This is a genomic window from Collinsella aerofaciens (assembly GCF_040926185.1).
Classification (GTDB): domain Bacteria; phylum Actinomycetota; class Coriobacteriia; order Coriobacteriales; family Coriobacteriaceae; genus Collinsella; species Collinsella aerofaciens_BC.
Genome location: NZ_JBCOIQ010000006.1, coordinates 31,256 through 47,007 on the forward strand (window position 1 = coordinate 31,256; position 15,752 = coordinate 47,007).

The 15,752-nt window shown below is 61.7% G+C and carries 14 protein-coding genes; 5 read left to right on the forward strand and 9 right to left on the reverse strand.

Translation table 11 applies throughout. The features are described from left to right. A partial coding sequence (locus AB5750_RS04215; RefSeq protein WP_368154917.1) for a DEAD/DEAH box helicase family protein occupies nucleotides 1-1,553 on the forward strand: 1,553 nt, incomplete at its 5' end. Between the two features lie 121 nt (nucleotides 1,554-1,674). Here the strand turns inward: AB5750_RS04215 and AB5750_RS04220 are convergent. From AB5750_RS04220 to AB5750_RS04240, 5 genes are all read right to left on the reverse strand, one after another. Beyond that, nucleotides 1,675-1,983 carry a type II toxin-antitoxin system RelE/ParE family toxin gene (locus tag AB5750_RS04220; RefSeq protein WP_055250871.1) on the reverse strand — a complete coding sequence of 103 codons (309 nt, stop codon included), beginning with the start codon at nucleotides 1,981-1,983 and terminating at the stop codon, nucleotides 1,675-1,677. A 2-nt stretch (nucleotides 1,984-1,985) separates the two neighbouring features. After that, complete coding sequence (locus tag AB5750_RS04225; protein WP_152067857.1) at nucleotides 1,986-2,285, reverse strand: type II toxin-antitoxin system RelB/DinJ family antitoxin; 300 nt, start codon at nucleotides 2,283-2,285, stop codon at nucleotides 1,986-1,988. A 113-nt stretch (nucleotides 2,286-2,398) separates the two neighbouring features. Next, complete coding sequence (locus AB5750_RS04230; protein ID WP_368145478.1) at nucleotides 2,399-3,157, reverse strand: TIGR00730 family Rossman fold protein; 759 nt, start codon at nucleotides 3,155-3,157, stop codon at nucleotides 2,399-2,401. Nucleotides 3,158-3,370: 213 nt separating this feature from the next. Continuing rightward, a complete protein-coding gene (tgt, locus tag AB5750_RS04235; RefSeq protein WP_195521157.1) occupies nucleotides 3,371-4,510 on the reverse strand; it encodes a tRNA guanosine(34) transglycosylase Tgt in 1,140 nt (379 codons plus the stop codon). A 423-nt stretch (nucleotides 4,511-4,933) separates the two neighbouring features. Continuing rightward, complete coding sequence (locus tag AB5750_RS04240) at nucleotides 4,934-5,734, reverse strand: SDR family NAD(P)-dependent oxidoreductase (RefSeq protein ID WP_006235414.1); 801 nt, start codon at nucleotides 5,732-5,734, stop codon at nucleotides 4,934-4,936. Nucleotides 5,735-6,028: 294 nt separating this feature from the next. Between AB5750_RS04240 and AB5750_RS04245 the strand changes: the two genes are divergently transcribed. Further along, nucleotides 6,029-7,792, forward strand: coding sequence for a coiled-coil domain-containing protein (locus AB5750_RS04245; protein ID WP_368145477.1), 1,764 nt, complete (start codon nucleotides 6,029-6,031; stop codon nucleotides 7,790-7,792). Nucleotides 7,793-8,231: 439 nt separating this feature from the next. Beyond that, nucleotides 8,232-8,489, forward strand: coding sequence for a hypothetical protein (locus AB5750_RS04250; RefSeq protein ID WP_329739002.1), 258 nt, complete (start codon nucleotides 8,232-8,234; stop codon nucleotides 8,487-8,489). Here AB5750_RS04250 and AB5750_RS04255 read toward each other — a convergent pair. Then, a complete protein-coding gene (locus AB5750_RS04255) occupies nucleotides 8,429-8,776 on the reverse strand; it encodes an IS3 family transposase (RefSeq protein ID WP_368145476.1) in 348 nt (115 codons plus the stop codon). The two genes, AB5750_RS04250 and AB5750_RS04255, sit on opposite strands and share 61 nt — an antisense overlap. Nucleotides 8,777-9,112: 336 nt before the next feature. Between AB5750_RS04255 and AB5750_RS04260 the strand changes: the two genes are divergently transcribed. After that, nucleotides 9,113-10,279 carry an IS110 family RNA-guided transposase gene (locus AB5750_RS04260; protein WP_195232962.1) on the forward strand — a complete coding sequence of 389 codons (1,167 nt, stop codon included), beginning with the start codon at nucleotides 9,113-9,115 and terminating at the stop codon, nucleotides 10,277-10,279. 513 nt (nucleotides 10,280-10,792) lie between these two features. Here AB5750_RS04260 and queA read toward each other — a convergent pair. The 3 genes from queA to AB5750_RS04275 form a co-directional block, all read right to left on the reverse strand. Further along, nucleotides 10,793-12,004, reverse strand: coding sequence for a tRNA preQ1(34) S-adenosylmethionine ribosyltransferase-isomerase QueA (gene queA / locus AB5750_RS04265; protein ID WP_368145494.1), 1,212 nt, complete (start codon nucleotides 12,002-12,004; stop codon nucleotides 10,793-10,795). 70 nt (nucleotides 12,005-12,074) lie between these two features. Then, the gene (locus tag AB5750_RS04270) at nucleotides 12,075-12,650 is read right to left on the reverse strand and encodes an epoxyqueuosine reductase QueH (RefSeq protein WP_316367051.1); all 576 of its coding nucleotides are present in this window, start codon (nucleotides 12,648-12,650) and stop codon (nucleotides 12,075-12,077) included. Between the two features lie 105 nt (nucleotides 12,651-12,755). Further along, the gene (locus AB5750_RS04275; protein WP_368145475.1) at nucleotides 12,756-13,325 is read right to left on the reverse strand and encodes a DUF3267 domain-containing protein; all 570 of its coding nucleotides are present in this window, start codon (nucleotides 13,323-13,325) and stop codon (nucleotides 12,756-12,758) included. Between the two features lie 132 nt (nucleotides 13,326-13,457). Here AB5750_RS04275 and AB5750_RS04280 point away from each other — a divergent pair, with 132 nt between their 5' ends. After that, nucleotides 13,458-15,608, forward strand: a complete 2,151-nt coding sequence (locus AB5750_RS04280) for a methionine--tRNA ligase (RefSeq protein WP_368145474.1) — start codon at nucleotides 13,458-13,460, stop codon at nucleotides 15,606-15,608. Nucleotides 15,609-15,752 lie beyond the last annotated feature (144 nt).

Below are 15,752 nucleotides of genomic sequence, written 5' to 3' on the forward strand. Positions count from 1 at the left end.
AGCAAATTGCCGCCGACCAGATGCTTGAATACGAAGACGGAATCATGTCTGCGCCAACGGGCTTCGGTAAAACCGTCATCGGAGCTTATCTTATTGCCGCCGTTGGTCTTCCGGCGCTCGTCATTGTTCCAAAGACCGCGCTCATAGCCCAATGGAAATCGCAGCTCGAACGATTTCTCGACATTACGGACACCAGAGAGCCGGTCCGAACGCCAAAAGGACGAATCAGCAAAAAGCAACCTCCCCTTATTGGACAAATCGGAGGGGGCAAAACCGCCGTCAGCGGCCTTATCGACGTCGCTTCCTTTCAGTCGCTATCTGGCAAAGACTCCCAAACCGGGGAGCCGATAGTTAAGAACCTTGTTCGTAATTACGGCCTCATTATCTGCGACGAATGCCACCATGCTGCCGCGCCACAGCTCGAGCTCGTCCTCAAGTCCGCTCCAGCCAAATATATATATGGCCTCTCCGCGACACCCGAGCGCTCCGACGGACTCACGCGGGCGCTCTCGATGCTCTGCGGCCCGCTTCGCTATGTCATCGATCCAAAAACGCAGGCAATTCAGCAGGGCATCCAGCGCATCGTTCGACCGAGATTTACCGGCATTCGGCTATCCGCCTACGAGCCGGATGCAAGCTTCAATCAGATTCTCGATATGCTGTGTGCACATGCGGCAAGAAACGAATTGATTGTCGATGACGCCCTCGAAGCAGCGTCAAACGGTCGACATCCGCTCATACTATCCAAAAGGAAAAAGCATGCTGAGGAACTGTTCAGGTTGCTTAATGATCGCAGACACGAGCCCATACTCTTAACCGGAGAAATCAGCGCCAAAGAAAGAAAAGCGATACTGAACAGTCTTCCCGGCTTTGAGCATGAACATCGAATCATCGTCGCCACCGAAAGCCTTCTGAGCGAGGGCTTCGATCTGTCCTACCTTGACACCCTTTTCATTGCCACGCCGATATCTTGGGACGGCAGCGTAACGCAGCAGGTGGGCAGACTGCATAGAAGCCACGAGGGCAAGCAACAGGTTGAGATATTCGACTACATTGACCTGTCGATACCCATGCTCGCCCGCATGTACCAGAAAAGACTCAAGACGTACGCCAAGTTGGGGTACGAAATTTATTCAGCAGAGGACAGCGAGCAACCCGATTACAACATTCTCATAGAGCCGGCAAACGCTATTGAGGCATTAATTAAAGACATCACCGGTGCCACAAAGAGTGCCTTCATAGCCGCATCCTACGCATCCGCCGCATGCCTCACGAAACTCACCACCACACTCGCAGGCGCAGCCGCCCGTGGGATTACCCTTGAGGTTTATGTTGCCTCACCTCCGCGCGATGACGCGAAAGCGATTTTTGCCGAGATGAACGTCGACTATTCCGTCAAGGCCAAAGGGCGGCTGTGCGCGGCCGTGATTGACGAGGAAACTGTCTGGTACGGGACTATCCCGCTGCTGGCATTCCCCAAGAAAGAAGACCGCAGCATCCGTTTCAAAAGCAACGAAGTCGCCGCTGAGTTTTTGAGCGAAATCCAGCAATGAGGAGAACCGGGGGCCGCAGCAGCGAACGGGGCGCGCCTATCAGTTGCGGTGAAATAGGGACTGTTTTTGGCCAATCGACCGCAAATCAATCCCTATTCCACCGCAACTTGGAAATCGGCGATCAGCCCAGCGGACCCTGAAACAGCTCCTGATGAGTGCCCATTCTCACCAGCCTAATCACTGGGTTAGTCTTATGGGGAAGATAAAGAACGACCACATCGACCAAGCCATCGGATAGGTGGAAATCGATGTGGCCGTTGTAGTTTCCGCCCGGGTTTGAGAGCTCGTGGGCGCCATACTCCGCCGGAAGTGACCCATGAGCCACAAGCTCCGCAACCGCCGCTTTAAACTCACTTTTTAGCTGCGGATGCATGCGCATCGTTCGTTTGTAGTCCACCTTAAATTGAGCCTCGACTTTAATCTCGAACATCGCTATTCCTCATCGAGGAATGACATAAGCTCATCAGCGTTATTGAATGACAGGCTATCGTCCGGCAAAATCCCCAACTCATGAGCCTCGGCGATCACCATGGCACGCCTCGTCGCCTCGTTGGGCACCTCCGCCCTTCCTACAATCTCAAAAGGAATCTTTCGCTGATTTACCAGCTGCCGAACGGCAAGATTGAGATAGGAATTGAGGCTGAGGCCGACCGAATCCAAGAACTCAGTCGCCTGCTCCTTGAGCCCCTCTTCGATTCGAACCGTCGTAGGCTTAACTGTTGCTGTAGACATTTGCGACCTCCTCGCCCTCGTCTTTTACACCAGTATACCCAATATAAATGGCAATCTGATGTTAGATAACATCAGATTGCCATGCGTATTCATGTCGCGTGAGCACGATTGATCTACATCAGCCCGCTCAGGGCAATGTCGACGGCCTCGTTGAGGTCGTCGGTGATGTGCACGAGCTCGGGATCGAGCGGGCTAATCATGCCGGCATCCAGCACCGGACCGTTAAGCCAGTCGAATAGGCCCTGCCAGTACTCGCTGCCTACCAGCACAAGCGGCATGCGCTTGACCTTGTGCGTTTGCACCAGCGTGAGCACCTCGAACATCTCGTCGAGCGTACCAAAACCACCGGGAAACACAATGGCACCCGAGCTGTATTTGACGAACATGGTCTTGCGCACAAAGAAGTAGCGGAAGTCCATACCGAGGTTCACATATTTGTTGAGCCCCTGCTCGTGCGGCAATTCAATGCCCAGGCCAACTGACTTGCCGTTGACACTCGCCGCTCCCCTGTTGGCCGCTTCCATGATGCCGGGGCCGCCACCGGTGATAAACGCCACGCCGCGCTGAGCAATCTTACGGCCGACGGTGCGCGCCGCCTTGTAGGCCGGGTCCGTCTTGGGCGTGCGGGCGCTGCCGAAGATGGTCACTGCGGGTCCGAGCTCGGCCAGCGCGCCAAAACCATCGACAAACTCGGCCTGGATGCGCAGCACGCGCCACGGATCGGCATGCAGCCAGTCGGTCGACTCCTCGGGCGCCAGCAGGTTGGCGTAGGTGTTGTCCTTAGGAATCATGGGGCCGCGCATGACCACGGGGCCGCGGCGGTACGTCTCGTCGTAGGCAGGCTCGCCCTCGACGTTCTCATTCTTAATCATGGGTACTCCTATCGAGAAAAAGAAAAGCGGGCGGGGTCGACGCCATGCGCCAAACACCCGCCCGAACATCAACTATTCGGTATGGTACCCACGATGCATCAAGTGCTTGCAAGCTATCGGTCAGCGGTCGCGCAGCCGGTGTCAGCAAATGTGACGAGCGGTTGCCGCTCAGCCTTTGCCATTGCCCACGCTCTGCAAGCGTGTCTGTCGCCCTTAGTAATCCACCGCCGCAGGGCTGTTCATCCAGTCGCTCACAAACGCGCCGTAGCGGCCCTCGATAATGGCCTGGCGGGCACGCTGCATAAGGTTGAGCAGGTAGTAGATGTTGTGCATCGAAAGCAGAATGCCGCCGAGCATCTCCTTCTGCGTGACCATGTGACGGATGAGCGCGCGGCTGTAGCCGCCCGTGCACACCGGGCAGGTGCAGGTGGGGTCGATGGGGCCGTCGTCGTGCGCAAAGCGCGCGTTGCGGAAGTTAAGGCGACCCTCGCTGGAGAACGCCGTACCCATGCGGCCCGTACGCGTCGGCAGCACGCAGTCGAACATGTCGATACCCACGCCCACACCGCGCACGAGGGTGGTGGGGTTGCCGACGCCCATCAGGTAGCGCGGCTTGTGCTTGGGCATGTACTCGCTTACGAGCGGTGCCAGGGTCTCGAACATGGTCTCGTGGTCCTCGCCCACCGAGTAGCCGCCAATGCCGTAACCGGGGAAGTCGCCGCACTCCTCCAGATGGCGCAGCGAGCGCAGGCGCAGATCTAGGTGCATGCCGCCCTGAACAATGCCAAAGAGCGCCTGGTCGTCGCGGTTATGCGCCTTATAGCAGCGCTCGGCCCACATACTCGACAGCTCAACGGCGCGCTCAACGTAGGCGCGCGTGGCGGGATAGCCCGGGCACTGATCGAGCTGCATGCAGATGTCGGAGCCGAGCTTCATGGCGATTTCCATGTTGTCCTCGGGCGTCCAGAACACGTGGCGACCGTCGTAATCGTTGACGATGAAGCGCACGCCCTCGTCGGTGAGCTTGACGGCGTCGTTGTGGCTGAACACCTGGAAACCGCCCGAGTCGGTGAGGATAGGACCGTGCCAGTTCATAAACTTGTGCAGGCCGCCCAGCTCGGCGATAGTGTCCTCGCCGGGACGCATGGACAGATGATAGGTATTGGCAAGCACGATCTGGGCGCCGAGCTGTTTGACGGTCTCGGTAGGAATGCCCTTGACGTTTGCCTTGGTGCCCACGGGCATGAAGATTGGCGTCTCGATGTCGCCGTGCGGGGTGTGCAGCACGCCGGCACGCGCATGCGTCGTCGGGTCCTCGGCGATCAGGTCGAATTTAAAAAGGTTCTGGTCCATAAACTGGAACTCCTTGGTTGCGGTTCATACGCAGACCATTATACGGGCAACCAGCAAACCGCACCGACTCGACAGAAACTGATGCATTAAACGACTAGTCGTCGAGGACAATCTTCAGCGCCATCTTGCAAAGAAGTGTCCCAATCTGCCGGCACTTAGGGACTGTCCCCAAGTGCCGGCAAGAGTGTCCCTTATAGCTAGTCATTTAAGAACGTCCCCAACGACTACGAGATCATCTCCAACAGCCAAGGCAACGCCGATGCTCTGGCGACGTCAGCGAGCGGTCGCCAGGGCGAACAAATTGGCATGAAAAGAGGGCGGCATAGACCTTCTGGTCATGCCGCCCTCTTTGAATGACAAGTTGTCGCCCTGGTGACCGCGCAGCGTCGAGCCGTTACGCGGTTTGAAAAAACCGCGTAACCCCTAAGGCCGCTGGCCCATGCCACCCTCGAGGGTGACAGTCTCGCCGTTCATGTACTTAAAGTCGGGACCGCAGAGCTGAACGACAACGCGGCCGATTTCCTTCTCGACGTCGCCGTAGTGGCCTGCCGGCGGCATGTGGACATTGGCCTTGAACGCCTCGGGATAGGCATCCTGGAAGTTCTCGAGCGCAGCGGTCCAAGCAAGCGGACAAACGATATTGACGTTGATGCCGTCCTTGCCCCACTCGTTGGCGGCAACGCGAGTCAGACCACGGATGCCCTCCTTGGCGGCGGCATAGCTGCACTGACCATAGTTGCCAAACAGGCCGGCGCCCGAGGCAAAGTTGACCACGGAGCCCTTGGTCTCCTTCAGGTGCGGATAGGCCTTCTGCATGTACAGATAGGTGGCATACAGACCGGAATAAATGGCTAGGTTAAACTGATCCATGGTATGGTCGGCGATGGTCACACCCGAGGCGCTGGCCTGAGCATTGTTGACGACGGCGTCGATGCGGCCGAACTCCTCAATGGCCTTGTCGATAACGTTCTGGACGACAGCCTCGTTGTCCTGACCAGCCGAAACATCGGCCTGAACAGGCAGAACCTTGACACCGTACTCGGCCTCGAGGGACTCCTTGGCGGCCTCGAGCTTGGCGACGTTGCGGCCGGTGATAACGAGGTTCGCGCCCTCCTTTGCAAAAGCGATATCGATGCCGTAACCGATGGAGCCAGCGGAGCCGTCCTTAAGCGTGGCCTTGCCGCCGCCGGTGACGATCACGGTCTTACCAGTGAAAAGTCCCATATAAAGTCCTTTCAAATCGCGACGGGCGCACCCGCCGACTGCGCGCATCCAAATAAACGCGCCAAAAGCTGAAATGCAACTTTAACGGGTTCAAGTGAAAAATAAAGCCCATGGCAGGCGAACGGCGCAACGTCTTTCGGCGAAGGGAATGTCAAGTAAAAATTGGATAGAGTGGCCGAGTTTTTGCTATCGACGCGAGCCATCGAACACGTTTTGAATCTTTGCTGCGGCGCGCGGGAAGTCGGCGCGAGACTTTATCATAGGGTGACAAACAACGATGAGGAGCACATACCTATGACAGACGAGCTGGACCCCCAGACTCAACAGCATATTGATGATTCCGCAGACGTCACCGCAGATGCTGATGCTGTGACCTGCGATGATATTGACCTCGACGACCCCATCTTGGACGAAAGCGCTACGGCGGAAACCCCTGGCGCCGAAGATGCAGGCGAGCAAAACGACGATGCGCCCGCTCAGGACGACGACCCCGTACAGGATGCCGCTCCGCAAGCTGCGGGCCCTATCGAGGTGTCTTCGGAAGAAGAGCTCGATGCCGTCATGGACTCCATGATGGATGCCGTCAAAGCGATGAAAGACGCCGTCGCCGATGCCGATATTGATGCCGAGGAAGAGGAGGCCGCCGAGGCGGCCTCGACCTTTGTGCCCGGCGAGACTCCGGTTGCCGACCAGGGCAGTACCATGCCCTCGTTTCTCCAGCTCGAGCACCCCACGATTGGCGCCGATGCGGTCGATCCGCACGCAGCAGGCTTTTCTGTGGTCGAGGGCGGTACCGGCAATATCGCCGCGCCGCAGACTGCCGATGCGGACGCTGCCGACACCACTCGCCCGACCGCCCCGCACTCCCCCGCCGCGAGCCGCGATCTGGGGACCGCTGTCTCGAACACCGCGAACGCCGTGGGCACCTTTATCGCCCAGGGCGCCTCGGCCATGCGCGAGATGAACGCCGCGAAAAAGGCACTTGCCGATGCCCGCGCCCACCTGACCGAACTTGAGCAGCGCATTGCCGATCAGGCCGAGGAACTCGAGACGCGCCAGGATATCGCAGGCCGCTACGACCAGATCGTCGCCGACCAGCGCCAAGCGATTGCTACAGCGCAAAAGGCCGCCGCGGCAGCCGAGATTGACCGTGATGCCCACGCCGCCAAAGCGACAGAGCTCAAGGGTCAGTTCGAACAAATGAAGACAGAGGATGACGCGACTGAGCTCCGCCTGAAGGCCGCGCTCGACGCCGTGGAGGCCCGCGAGGCAAGCTCTCGCGAGACCGGCAACCGCCTCGTTCGACGTCTTGAGGATTCCAAGCGCATCCGCGACAAGGTGAAGGCCGAGCGAGACGCCGGCATTGCGGCCGCACAACAAACCGTCGATGCCACGCGCGCCCAGCTCGAGACGCTGCGTCATGAGTATGCCGAGCTGCAACGCAATCCCTCGGCAAATCCCGCCAACTATACGGTGCGCACCAGCGAGCTCTCGATGCAGATCTCCGACACGGCAGATGCCCTGCGAAAAGCCGAAGAAGATGTCCCGCGCATCACCGCCGACCTTGAGCACTCGCTTGCCGCAGCCGAGCAGGCCGTCGAGCAGGCTCAAGCCCCCATTGCCGAAGCCAAACGCGCACACCAAGCCGTGACGACTGAGGCCGATGCCGCGCGCGACGAGCTGCAGACGGCGAAAACTGCCGCCACGACGCGCCAGCGCGAACTGCGCGAGAAGATAGCCGCCGAGGACAAGGCACGCCGCGACCAAGAGCAAAGCGTCGCCAACGCCCAAGCAGATGCCGCACATGCACAGTCGATCATCGAGCAGGCGACCGAGGTGCATGACCATCCAGAGATCACTGAGTCGCTTGCAGGATCCTTGGCCCGAGACAAAGCCGAACACGCCGAGACCGAGCAAGAAGTCGCCCAGCTCGAGGCCACCGAGGACGCGGTGCGCGAGCGTACCCGCGACTCACGCATCAAATTCACTGGCGCCATCGTCTGCATCGTCGCCGTGATTCTGGTAATCATCCTGATCTGGCTGTTCGCGAGCAAGTAAACCAGCTGCCAAAAAACGCCTCAACTCAGTTGCGGTGAGAAAGTTTCTGTTTAGCCCCAAAAAGGCCAATTCAAGAACTATCTCACCGCAACTTATTTAGATCGACGCAAGGCAACCTATCCCTCTTGCACCGATCTCTTGACATAAGGACTGTCCCCAGGTGCCGGCACAAAAAGAACGTCCCCAAGTGCCAAGTGCCGTAAGAGTGTCCCCTTTGACTAGTCATTTAAGAACGTCCCCAATGACTACCCAATGACCACCCAATGACTACAGCGACAACCACGGCAACGCCGATGTTTTGGCAACGACAGACACTATGACCCAATCCGAGGGCACGGAAACGACAGGAGCCCCCGCTCGTGACCGCGGGTCGGGGCTGCGACAATGTTGTTGAAGTGCCAGAGGCGCAGCCGCGCCGCAACGAGGTTGGGAGGCTCCCGTGCCTAGATATTCTACCGCCTTCGGAATGGACGTACACCTCAGGTCCACCACCGTCTGCGCGCTCGACGCGGAGACGGGCGAGGCCGTGACGAGGAGGTTCCGCGGCAACCCCTGGGGCGAGGTCGCGGAGTGGATGTCGGGCTTCCCGGGCCCGTCGCTCGCCGCCTACGAGAGCGGCTACTGGATTGGCAACACCTATTTGGACGATTCCGGGAGGGACAGCCCCGCCTCCCTGAACTCGACCGGAGACATGTAGCCCAGCGTCGAGTGGATCCTGAAGTTGTTGTACCAGTGCACGTAGTCCGAGAGCTTGGCCCGGAGCTCGCGCGTCGTGCCGAACGTCTCGCGGTGGACGAGCTCGGCCTTCAGTATCCTGTTGGTCGACTCGTCGACGGCGTTGTCGTAGGGGCAGCCCTTGGCCGACAGCGACCTCTCAATGCCGAAGGCCTCGAGCATCAGGTCAATCTCGGCGTTGTCGAACTCGCTGCCGCGGTCCGTGTGGAAGACCTCGATGTCCGAGATGGGGAAGGCGAACGCCGCCACCGCCGCCGAGCTCGTGAGGTGGCTGTGGGCCCTCGGCGCGATGTGCCGGGAGGCCGGCGAATAGACATAGCCCCCATTACAGTTTGAGTCGTCCGAAAGGGCGGCTCTTTTCCGTTGCATGGTTATACGATTGAGCCGTACCGGTGGTCGCTGGCCGACCGCCCCGGACGGCCGTCAGCCCCTGCCCCGTAGAGGGCCCGGGACGTGTTGCCGCCGGGGCGGGAGGGGCCGCGGGGAACGACTGATAGAGATGTGCCGGGCCCGGACCGGGCCACGGCCGGGTAATGTGGGTGTCGCTTCCGCGGCTTACGGCCGGCTCAAGGGAGAGGATACACCATGCCTGCAGCAGAGACGCCCGTGGCCTACCTGGGGATCGACGTCGGGAAGAGCTCGCACAGCGCGTGCGCGCTCGATGCGGGAGGGGGCGTCGCCTTCAGGGCCGAGCTGGCCAACAGGCCCGACGACATCGACCGGGTGCTCGAGCGGGCCGGCTCCGGCGCGCTGGTCGTCGTCGACCAGAAGCGAAACATCGGCGCGCTGGTCCTCGCGCGCGCCCATGCGCACGGGAACCCCTGCGCCTACCTGCCCGGATATGCCGAGAAGCAGGCCCGCGGGATGTTCCCCGGCATCGCGAAGACCGACGCCATCGACGCCGAGGTGATCGCGCGCACCGCGCTCGGCGTGCCCCGCGCCCTCAGGCCGGCGCCCGAGGAGCCCGAGGGGACCGCCTCGCTGCGGATCCTGTCGTCGCAGCGCGAGTTCGCGTCGTCCGCCAGGACCCGCGCGAAGAACAGGCTGCGCGCGACCCTGCTCGAGGCCGACCCCGCGCTCGAGGGCGCGGTCGACCCGTCGAGCCGCTGGCAGGTGTCGATGCTGGCCGAGTTCGGCGGGGCCGCCGGGTGCTCGGCCGCCGGCTGGCGCAGGTTCTCGAGCGCCGCCAGGCGCGCGGGCGCCCCCGCCGCGGGGGCCAGGAGGCTCTGGGAGGCGCTGCTGGCCTCGTCGCGCTCGGGAAGGCGGCTCCCGGCCGGCGAGGACGTCGCGGTCCGGATACTCGCCCGGGAGATAGCCTCCCTCGACGCCGACATCGAGGAGCTCGACTCGCTCGTGGCCGACTCGCTGGCGGGCGACGAGGTCTACGAGTGCCTCCTCACGGTGCCCGGGATCGGCCCCAAGACCGCCGCGGCGCTGGTGACGTCGATCGACATATCCGCGTTCAGGGGGCACGACGAGCTCGCGAGCTATTGCGGCGTGGCGCCGTCCGATAGGCGCTCCGGGAGCAGCATCAGGTCGACATCGCCGCAGCATGGCGGGAACAGGCAGCTCAAGAACCTGCTCATATTCAGCTGCAACTCCCTCATCGGCACGGACAACAGGTTCGGGAGGTACTACGGGGAGTGCAGGGCGAGGGGGATGAGGCACAGCAAGGCGCTGAAGGCGGTCGCGAGGAAGAGGCTCAAGGTCATCTACGCGATCATGCGCGACGCCGTCCCGTACGCGGCCTAGCGGGCGGCGGGATCAACCGAAGGGGAAGCGGGGGCGCCGGGCGCCCGGATGCGTCATGCCGAAATGGCGCGAAGCACGCGGTTGACAAAACTATAGAGACACGTCCCGGCGAGCCGGGCAGCCTTCGGGGACACCCCCGTTCTCGCTGTGCGCGCGGCGGCCGCCGCATCCGCGTCGACAGACTTGGGGAGCCCCGCCGAAGGAGAGGATTGCGGGCCGCCGGAGCGGTATCCGCGGATATGAGACTGAGCCGAAGGCGTCGACGACATGCCGGGGGCGGACCGGGACGGGTTCAACGGCAGGCCCCGCCGACCGATTGCAAGCGGTCGGCGGGGCCATTGTGGCTCTTGACAGCGGATTGGGTCATATGAGCGAGCGGGCCGCATTTGAGACAAGGTGACGTGAAACGAAAGGGCGCTGACCTTCTGGTCGCGCCCTTGAAGTTGAACGTCAGATTGTCCAAATGCGGCCCGCGCAGCGTCGAGCAGTTACGCGGTTCGTAGAACCGCGTAACTAACAAATGAGCATCGCGTCGCCAAAGCTGAAGAAGCGGTAGCGCTCCTCGATGGCAGCGGCGTAGGCATCCATGATCTGGTCGCGGGTGGCAAGCGCGCTCACGAGCATCATGAGCGTGGAGCGCGGCACATGGAAGTTCGTGATCAGCGCGTCGACCACGTGATAGGTCGAGCCGGGCATGAGGTAAAGCTGCGTCGTGGCGTTCTCGCGCACCACGATGTCACCGCGGCCAAGCGTATCGGCCCCGTCCTCGCGGCCTTCAAAATAGCGCGCCGTCACGGCCGGATCGGACACCGGCGCGTCCGTGTCAAACGCGCTCTCGAGCGAGCGCACCGCGGTAGTGCCGACGGCGATCACACGATGACCCTCGGCCTTGGCCTTATGCACGGCGTCGACAACCTCCTGCGACACGTGGTAGCGCTCGGTGTGCATGACGTGCTGCGTGGGGTCGTCCTCCTCCACCAAGCGGAAGGTATCGATGCCCACCTCGAGCTCGACGGCGGCAAACTTGGCACCCTTGGCCTCGATAGCGGCCATGAGCTCAGGAGTAAAATGCAGGCCCGCCGTGGGAGCGGCAGCCGAGTGCTCCTCCTTCATGGCGTACACGGTCTGATATTTCTCGGGATCGCCCTCGTAATCGGTAATGTAGGGCGGCAGCGGCACGTGACCGGCAGCATGGATGGCCTCGTCAAGCGTGCGCGGCTCGCCGGCGGCATTGCAACCGGCCGGCTCAAAACGCACCAGGCGGCCGCCGCGACTATCGGTGACAAAGTCGACGACCTCGGCCGTCAGCACCACGGGAGCCCCCTCGGGCGCATGAGCGCCACCGGCGCGATACTCAATCTGAGCACCGGGCTTCAGGCGCTTACCCGGCTTGACCAAGCACTCCCAAACATGGCCCAGCGGGTCAACATCCTCGCGGCGCTTGAGCAGCAGCGTCTCGACCACGCCACCCGAGCCGGCTTTGCGACCGATCAGGCGGGCCGGCATCACGCGCGTCTTGTTGATGACGAGCACATCGCCCGGCTCGATATAGTCAATGATGTCACGGAAGATGCGGTGCTCGACGGTACCGCCGTGCTCCAGCGGCGTTCCCGCCTGGGAGCCCTTGCGATCAACCACCAGCAGGCGGCAGGAGTCACGCGGCTCGGCAGGCGCCTGGGCAATCAGTTCCTCAGGAAGGTTATAGTCAAAATCATCGGTACGCATAGACACGTCGGATACTCCTTATATAGCTAAAGTCCGCTCTACATCCTAGCAGGCTGACGTCCCAAATGAACTACTTTTTGGCGGCTTTGCGCTCGTCGCGGATACGGGCGCGGTCCATGGCCGCCTCGACAGCCGAGAAGCGGCAACCACAGTAGTTCTGCCGATACATGCCAAGCTCGCGCGAACGACGCGTGGCCTCGGGATAATACGGACGAAAATCGCGAATCACCGGAGTGAGACCGCGAGCGGCAGCCAGACGCTCCAACACATCATTGCAGGTTTCGAACAGCTGATACGGCGAGACGGCGAGCGTCGTGCCCACAAACTCAAACCCGCGCTCCTGGGCCACGCGGCACGCCTCGGCCAAGCGCAGGGCATAGCACGCACGACAGCGACGGGGTCGATCGGCGCCCAACGGGGCCACACCGGCCTCCCAGCGCTCGCGGTCCTCGCCTGCTTCAATGAGCTCGATGTCGCCATCAGCACACCACCGGCGCAGCTCGTCCAAGCGGCGCTGCCATTCATCGCGCGGCTGAATATTGGGGTTGGTCCAGCAAATCGTGGGCTCAAACCCCTCCTCGCGCAGCAGGCGGACCGGCTCCAGCGAGCACGGCGCACAGCAGGCGTGCAACAGCAACGGCTTCATCAACATCTCCTCTCCCACAATGATTTTTCTGGGACGGGGATTAAAAAATCATTGCGTACCTAATGATTTTTTAATCCCCGTCCCAGAACAATCATCCCAAAAAGACTACCTTGCGAAAAAGCGCACGCCAAAGGATGTGTCCTCGCAGGCGACAATGCGGCGGTCGCGTAGGATGGTCCGCACGTAATACCAATCGCCCACGCAACCCGACAAATGCAAGCCGGCCGCCAGGTAGCACAGCAGCGGATAGCCCGAGAACGCAAACCCCAGGGCAAACGCCGTCGTCAAGGCAACCGTCGGCGCCAGGCAAACCGCCATGTACCGCCGGCGCGAATACACAACGCCCTCGGCGCAGGCATAGATCATCGCCGTCTCGCGATTCGCCCCAAAGGTCACCTTCGCGCCCGCAGGCGCCAGCAGCTTAAAAAACACACCGTGCACCAGCTCGTGCACGGCGAACGACGCCATTGAGATCGCAGCCAAGCCGACTATCCAGCCCACGACAGCCATCCAGCCGCCCGCGTCAGCCGCATCCAAGTCTGCAGGCCCACCCAGCAACATAAACACCGGCACCAAGCACACGGCAAATGCGCCGAGCACGGTCATCCCCCACACAAAGCAGGCGTGCAGAAAATCCTCGTCTTCAAACGCATGTATGTTGGAAATCTCATTCATAGCATCTTAGGATAGCGCCCCTGCCACGTACCCGTCCGCATGTGCGATAATGTCGAACGATATGCACGAATTGATCACCGCGCCGCCGAGCCTCGCGCCCGGCCGTGCTCTCACCATATGCGAAGGAGTCCCATGGCATCCAAATACTCCATGAACGACCGTCCCAGCTGGCCTCGCCGCGCCATCGTTACCGCCGGCGAGCCCTACGGTAACAAGGGCCTTCACTTTGGCCACGTTGGCGGCGTCTTTGTCCCGGCCGACTTCTTCGCCCGCTTCCTGCGCGACCGTCTGGGCCGCGAGAACGTCATCTTCACCTCGGGCACCGACTGCTACGGCTCGCCCATCATGGAGAGCTACCGCAAGCTCAAGGAGAACGAGGGCTACGACAAGTCCATTAGCGAGTACGTCGAGTCCAACCACTCCCGCCAGGCCGCGACCCTCAACAACTACAACATCAGCTGCGACATCTACGGCGGCTCGGGCCTTGAGCCGGCGGCCCAGATCCACAACGAGGTGACCGCCGAGATTATCGAGCGTCTGCACGAGCAGGGCACCATCTCCAAGCGCTCCACGCTGCAGTTCTACGATGCCAAGGCCGGCACGTTCCTCAACGGTCGCCAGGTCATCGGCCGCTGCCCCATCCAAGGTTGCAAGTCCGAGAAGGCTTACGCCGACGAGTGTGACCTGGGACACCAGTTTGAGCCCGAGGAGCTCATCGCGCCCAAGAGCCAGCTCACCGGCGAGGTGCCCGAGCTGCGCCCGGTCGACAACCTCTACTTTGACCTGCCGGCCTACCTCGACTTTATGAAGACCTACACCGCCAAGCTTGCCCAAAACCCGCAGGTTCGCTCCGTGGTCTCCAAGACCATGGAGGAGTGGCTGCTGCCGGCTCAGCTCTACATTCAGAACAAATTCCGCGAGGCCTTCGACGCCGTCGAGGACCAGCTCCCCGAGCACACCGTGTTGGAGCCCGAGGGCAACAAGAGCAGCTTTACCGTCACCTTCCCCAGCTGGAAGGAGCGCGACGACGCCCACGCGGTGCTCGCCAACGGCGGCGTGCGCTTCCGCAGCGGCAAGGCGCTCGTGCCCTTCCGCATCACCGGCAACATCGACTGGGGCGTTCCGGTGCCCGAGGTCGACGGCGTGACCGACGTCACCTGCTGGTGCTGGCCCGAGAGCCTGTGGGCGCCCATCAGCTACACCCGCACCGTGCTCGCACGCGATGCCCGCGCCGCCGGCGTGACCGAGGGCGTCGCCGCCCAGGATGCCGCCCTCATGGGCGAGCCCGCCGCCGATTCCACGCAGGTCCCCGCGCCCACCTACCAGCACAGCTCGCTCGACTGGCGCGACTGGTGGTGCTCTGACGACGCTCAGATCTACCAGTTCATCGGCCAGGACAACATCTACTTCTACTGCATCGCGCAGACCGCCATGTGGGAGGCTCTGGGTTGGGACCTTACGCAGAGCACCGTCAGCGCCTGCTATCACCTGCTCTACATGGGCAAAAAGGCCAGCTCGTCCTCGCAGACGCCTCCCCCGCCGGCAGACGACCTGCTCAACCACTACACCTGCGAGCAGATGCGTGCGCATTGGCTGTCGCTCGGCCTGTCCGAGAAGCCGGTGAGCTTTAGTCCCAAGGCATACGACACGCGCGTGACCGGCAAGGACAAGGACGGCAACGAGGTGCGCGCCTGCGATGACAAGCGCGTTATCGACCCGGCCCTTAAGGAGAGCGCCCTTTTGACCGGCGTCTTCAACCGCCTGGCCCGCAGCTGCTTCTACGGAGTCGCCATCAAGGAGGGCGACGAGAGCCCGTACCGCAACGGTTGCATTCCCGCCGGCGCCGCTTCTGACACCGTGGTCGAAGCCGCCGAACAGGCAGTTCTCGCCTTTGAGCAGGCCATGTACAAGTTCGAGACGCACCGCGCGCTCGCCGTATGCGACGACTACCTGCGTGCCGCCAACAAGCGCTGGAGCGACGCCTCCAAGGCCGCCAACAAGCTCGAGGGCGAGCCGGCAAACGCCGCCATGACGCAGGCCCTGGTCGACGCCTTTACCGAACTGCGCGTGGCGACCGTGCTCATGCACGGCATCGTCCCGGCCGGCTGCGAGCTCATCTGCGAGTACTTCGACGTCGATCCGGTCGCCTTCTTTAGCTGGGATAACATCTTTGCCTCCACGGACGAGTTTGTGGAGAGCCTGGGCGAGAAGCCCGGCGAGCACCGCGTGAAGCCGCTGCCCCCGCGCTTCGACTTCTTCAGCAAGCACGAGAGCCAGTACTAGGCCAACGCCAAGGCAGAGTAGTCAATTTGGGACGGGGCTATTTTAGCTACCCCGTCCCAAATTTAACTGCAACGCCTGCCGAAACGGACGGGTAGCTAAAATAGCCCCGTCCCAAATTGACTACTTTTAATGGAATGGGAAGGA